Origin of the sequence: Mesorhizobium sp. M7A.F.Ca.US.005.03.2.1, assembly GCF_003997795.1 — a bacterium.
Classification (GTDB): domain Bacteria; phylum Pseudomonadota; class Alphaproteobacteria; order Rhizobiales; family Rhizobiaceae; genus Mesorhizobium; species Mesorhizobium ciceri.
Genome location: NZ_RZRP01001656.1, coordinates 1 through 381, shown reverse-complemented (window position 1 = coordinate 381; position 381 = coordinate 1). Strand labels below are relative to the sequence as shown.

The window sequence follows — 381 nt, the reverse complement described above, 5'->3', positions numbered from 1 at the left end:
CCATGAAGGCGGCGATGGCGATCTCCCGCCCAATGCCGGACGGATCGCCGGCGCTCAACGCGAGCGCAGTCACTGCGTTGCCCACGTCAGCGCTTGACGATGCGGGCTTTTGCCTTCAGCTCGTCGACATATTTCTTGCTGAGCGCGTCGGCATCCTTGTCGCCGCCGGAGCCTTCGGCCTGGAACGCCATCTGGGCAACCTTGTCGTCGGACACTTCGCGCGACGAGCAGATGCCGATGAATTCGACGCCGCGTTCAGTTTCGCGCGTGACGGTGGCACCGCCGACTTTGGTAGCTTTGATCTGCTCGGCCCAGTCCGGCGGCAGTTGCGGCGCCAGCACCCGGCCCAGATCGCGAACGGTGACGTCGATCAGGCCCTGT

Annotated in this window: 1 pseudogene; it reads right to left on the bottom strand. The window is 65.1% G+C overall.

What is annotated here, in order from left to right:
• Positions 1-86: 86 nt before the first annotated feature.
• A pseudogene (locus EN991_RS39670) lies at positions 87-381 on the bottom strand (peptidylprolyl isomerase); the annotation flags it as partial.